This window comes from Cronbergia sp. UHCC 0137 (genome assembly GCF_034932285.1).
In the GTDB taxonomy this organism is placed as follows: Bacteria; Cyanobacteriota; Cyanobacteriia; order Cyanobacteriales; family Nostocaceae; genus Cronbergia.
The window spans coordinates 157,720-162,093 of the sequence record NZ_JAYGHC010000006.1 but is presented as its reverse complement, the minus strand read 5'-3'; the positions used below and the strand labels follow the sequence as shown (position 1 = coordinate 162,093).

The following is a 4,374-nucleotide window of genomic DNA, read 5'->3' as shown; positions in this document are numbered from 1 at the left end:
CTGTGCAGTACGCATTCTTTGTTCACTAATAAATTCCCAATTTAAAGCATCTAAATCTTGTTTATTAATAGCCATAAAGCCTGTAAAACCCGTATCTAACAAGGTATCTACAGGTAGATTTAAACCATTAGTAGTAATTAATTCAACTTCAAAAAATAGCTGCCCCTCATCACCAAAATAACCATGTATCATATCCTCCCAGTTACTCCAGTTTCATTGATCCGAAATAGGAAATGTATCAGATGAGGATGTTTGTCCCTAGCTTGTTTACTAGCAATTTCCATGTTTTGATCAACAAAATAATCACCACTATCTGGTTCTACGGCAATATACCAATTATAATGTTCTTTCATCAACTCAGGACGAACACGCTCAAAAACTGCCCGACAACGTTTGTGAAATGCTTCTCTTTCTGCCTCACGTTTAGCTAATTCTTCTGGTGATAAAGTCAATTCAGGGAAAATTCTTCCTCTTCTTGCTGGTTGTTTTGGTGTTATTTGATTCATGTTTAATAACTCCATTTTTACTATCTTACTTTGCTTTCATATCAGCGATCGCTCCTCTGGTCATAGCAGCAATACTTTTATCTGTAGCTTTCGGTAAGTAATAATATTGACCACCCGCAGTTTGAGCCAATTCCTTAGCAAAGCCAGTAGAAACGAACTTACTTTCCGTATCAATTACTAATAATTGCATACCCGATGCCCGAATTCTCCCAGCCACATCTAATAATTCGGCTTTGATATCTGGCTTTTCTCCTGGTTCTATCGGTTCACCCAAGGAACGCGCCAAAGATATATTACCACGTCCATCAGTAATTGCCACAATGACAACCTGACCTATATCTCCCCCCATTTGAGCATTGACACCCACCCGCACCGCTTGCGTTAAACCATGAGCTAGAGGTGAACCACCACCACAAGGTAATCTTTCTAAGCGATTTTTCGCTAAAGCAATCGAACGGGTTGGGGGTAATAAAACTTCTGCTTGCTCTCCCCTAAAAGGAATTAATGCTACTTGGTCACGGTTTTGATAAGCTTCTGTTAGCAATTGCATCACCGCACCTTTCGCTGACTGCATCCGATTTAAGGCCATAGAACCAGAAGCGTCAACTACGAACACCACCAAAGCGCCCGCTTTTCTCACCAACCGCTTAGAACGGATATCTCCCTGTTCAACAATGACTTTTTTATCTGGCTGTCTGGCTCGCCGTGCTTTTTGATACGGTGCTGCCGCTCGGAGTGTGGCATCTACGGCTATGCGACGAGCTTTACCTTTGGGTATCATTGGCTTGATATACCGTCCCCGGTCATCGGAGAAGATGATGCTACGACTACCAGATTTACCTTGACGTTGTGCCATTTGGGTAAAATATAGCACTTCCGGGTCAAGAATTACCCCTTCTGGGTCGAAGATAAATTCTTCGGGAATATCTGGGGGTTCTTGCTGTTCTTCTTCTTGTTCTTTTTCTTCTTCTTCCTGTTCGTCGTTGTCTTCTTGTTCTTGGGAATCGTCTTGAGTTTCTGGTGGTGGGGGGGGTGGTGGTGGTTGGTCTGGTGGGGGTGTTTGAACGATGGTGGTTCTAGGGACTATGACCAATTCTACCGCCCGGCGTAGGTCTTCGGCGTTGACGGTGTTGCGTCCTTCTAAAGCTGCGGCTGCTTTGGCTACACGTACCGCAAACAATTCGGCGCGATGTCCTTCCACTCCCCCACGAATGGCTTCATTGACAAGATAGAGGATTTGTGCTTGGGTGATGGTGACTTCTTTTAACCATTCCCGCGCGAGGATAATTTGGGTTTTCAGCGAGTCGATGTCTTCAGTATATTGTTGGAGGAATGCTTGGGGAGATTTAGAATAGGCGATCGCTACTTCCACTGCTGATACTCTTTGATCTAGACCGAGAACTCCGTCTGCTGAGAGAGCGATCGCTATTCTATCAAGTAAATGCTCCCTGAGCGGACCCTCTTCTGGGTTATAAGTCGCAATAAATAACGGTTTACAAGGATGCTGAAAACTAATTCCCTCTCGTTCAATTTGGTTGCGTCCCTCAGATAACACCGTTAAAAGTTGGTTACTGATTTGGTCATCTAATAAATTAATTTCATCCACATATAACACCCCTCGGTTAGCTGTAGCGAGTAACCCAGGTTGAAAAATCGTGTCCCCCTGTTTCACCGACTGTTCCACATCCACAGAACCTAAAAGTCGGTCTTCTGTCACACCCAGGGGAATTTGCACAAAAGGTGCAGGGATAATCTCCGTTTCCATCTGATTATCAGCCACAAGTTGCTCATCCCATTCTTCAGGATGGTTGGGGTCACAATTGCAAATTGAACCTTTGACAACTTCAATTGGTGGTAATAAAGCATGGATACCACGAGCCATCACAGATTTAGCCGTACCGCGACGACCTGCAATTACCACACCTCCCAACGCGGGGTCTACTGCTGCTAACAACAAAGCTAACTTAATAGCTTCTTGACCGACTACAGCAGTAAGGGGAAAAGCAGTGATAGTGGGGGTGATAGTAGGCACAGGCATGATTGGCAAAATAGCTGATCTCAGTTTTCAGTATATCAACTTTTGGTACATTTATAATATATATGATCATAATTTCTGAAGGAGCAAAATATATGAGTACCACTCAAGTTAAACGCTTCACTACAGATGAGTACCATAAACTTACAGAATTAGGCTTTTTTCATGAAGATGACCACATTCAATTAATCAACGGAGAAATTATTGAAATGGCAGCCAAAGGTAGGTTACATGAAACTTGTTTACGTAATCTATTGCGGCAACTCCCAAAACTTTTAGAAGATAGAGCAACCTTGCAATCTCAAGCTCCTATTACCATACCACCTAACAGTGAACCAGAACCAGATTTTGCAATCCTTAAAAATCGTAATGATGATTATTTATCATCTCATCCACAAGGATCGGAAATTTTGTTAGTTATAGAAGTGGCAGATTCTTCAATAGATTATGATCAAAAAGTAAAAATTCCTCTTTATGCTCAAGCTGGAATTTCTGATTATTGGATATTTAATCTATTTGATAATTATTTAGAATGCTACAGTAACCCATATCAAAACCATCAAAATAAATATGTTTATTTAAACAAGCGAATCATTTTACCAAATCAAATTATATCTTTACCGCATTTCCCTGATTTGACACTTGATTTAAATCGAGTATTCCCTAATTCAGACAAGAAAAGTATTTAATTAATCGTAGGTTGGGTTAAGCGACAGCGCAACCCAACAAAGTCTTGATAATATTGAATTTATTCACATCAACATTTTGATTCTAAAAATCAAACATATTAAAATAATTGATAAATCCCATATACTATTAAAAGATTTATCAGTCCCACTTCCAAAATTTGGAGTTAAAGACATGGTACAGCAACTTACCCCAGACACCAAAAAAGAAATCATCTACCCTGACAGCGATGGAAAGCCAATGGCAGAAAACACAGTACACTATGAATGGATTGTTAAAATCAAAGAAAATTTAGAAATTTTATTTTCCTCAAAAGATGATGTATTCATAGCAGGTGATTTACTGTGGTATCCTGTTGAGGGAAGCGTAAAAACTTGTCAAGCACCTGACGTAATGGTGATTTTTGGCAGACCAAAAGGGAGACGAGGTTCTTACAAACAATGGGAAGAAAACAATATTGCACCACAAGTAGTATTTGAAATTCTATCCCCAGGAAACCGTACCAAAGAAATGACAAAAAAGCTGCTTTTCTATCACCGTTATGGAGTGCAGGAATATTATATCTATAATCCAGAAACAGTTGAATTAAACGGACTTATTCGCAAACAAGAATGGTTAGAAGAAATCGAAGAAATCAACGATTGGGTAAGTCCGCATTTGGGTATACGTTTTGAGTTAACACCAGATATCTTAGAAATTTATTATCCTGATGGACGTAAGTTTCTCACATCACTAGAATTAAATCAACTTGTAGAACAAGAACATCAACGCGCAGAACAGGAACATGAAAAATATCAAGACTTGTTAGCGAAATTACAAGCTAAAGGAATTGATATTAACACTCTCTAGAACTTAAACTTAGATCCCCGAATTTCTAAAGGAGTTGGGGATCTGGAATGGACTAAATTTAACCAACTGCAAAATCTGTAAATTTTCTCACCAAAGGTTCATGAAATGCCAAAACAATATCTTCTTTTGGTACTCCTAATTTAACTAATTACCCAAGTTGCTAGTTATTAATTTTCGGAGCTTTTGTAGTCTGTAGGGTGCGTCAGACAGAATAATTTATGCTAAAATCACTAATTTTAAAATTCTGACGCACCTTACTATAATCTAACTAGCAACTCAATACTTGTCGGTTAAGCT

At 39.7% G+C, this 4,374-nt stretch carries 4 protein-coding genes and 2 pseudogenes; 2 read left to right on the top strand and 4 right to left on the bottom strand.

The features are described 5' to 3' along the window. The 3 genes and pseudogenes from VB711_RS04705 to bchD form a co-directional block, all read right to left on the bottom strand. Nucleotides 1-192, bottom strand: a pseudogene (locus VB711_RS04705) (aspartyl protease); the annotation flags it as partial. Then, nucleotides 189-506, bottom strand: coding sequence for a hypothetical protein (locus tag VB711_RS04700; RefSeq protein ID WP_323284573.1), 318 nt, complete (start codon nucleotides 504-506; stop codon nucleotides 189-191). The pseudogene VB711_RS04705 and the gene VB711_RS04700, both read right to left, overlap by 4 nt. 25 nt (nucleotides 507-531) lie before the next feature. Next, nucleotides 532-2,544, bottom strand: coding sequence for a magnesium chelatase ATPase subunit D (bchD, locus tag VB711_RS04695; RefSeq protein ID WP_323284572.1), 2,013 nt, complete (start codon nucleotides 2,542-2,544; stop codon nucleotides 532-534). A 92-nt stretch (nucleotides 2,545-2,636) separates the two neighbouring features. Between bchD and VB711_RS04690 the strand changes: the two genes are divergently transcribed. Both VB711_RS04690 and VB711_RS04685 read left to right on the top strand, forming a co-directional pair. Beyond that, entirely contained in the window at nucleotides 2,637-3,230 is a 594-nt protein-coding gene (locus VB711_RS04690) for a Uma2 family endonuclease (protein WP_323284571.1), read from the top strand. 172 nt (nucleotides 3,231-3,402) lie between these two features. Continuing rightward, nucleotides 3,403-4,077, top strand: coding sequence for a Uma2 family endonuclease (locus tag VB711_RS04685; RefSeq protein ID WP_323284570.1), 675 nt, complete (start codon nucleotides 3,403-3,405; stop codon nucleotides 4,075-4,077). A 58-nt stretch (nucleotides 4,078-4,135) separates the two neighbouring features. On the opposite strand, the pseudogene VB711_RS04680 reads toward VB711_RS04685, so the two are convergent. Beyond that, nucleotides 4,136-4,213, bottom strand: a pseudogene (locus VB711_RS04680) (element excision factor XisI family protein); the annotation flags it as partial. Nucleotides 4,214-4,374 lie beyond the last annotated feature (161 nt).

Bases quoted from the DNA above. Each gene is read 5' to 3' on its own strand.
- VB711_RS04685 (WP_323284570.1), top strand. From the start codon at position 3,403: ATGGTACAGCAACTTACCCCAGACACCAAAAAAGAAATCATCTACCCT.
- VB711_RS04700 (WP_323284573.1), bottom strand. From the start codon at position 506: ATGAATCAAATAACACCAAAACAACCAGCAAGAAGAGGAAGAATTTTC.
- VB711_RS04690 (WP_323284571.1), top strand. From the start codon at position 2,637: ATGAGTACCACTCAAGTTAAACGCTTCACTACAGATGAGTACCATAAA.
- bchD (WP_323284572.1), bottom strand. From the start codon at position 2,544: ATGCCTGTGCCTACTATCACCCCCACTATCACTGCTTTTCCCCTTACT.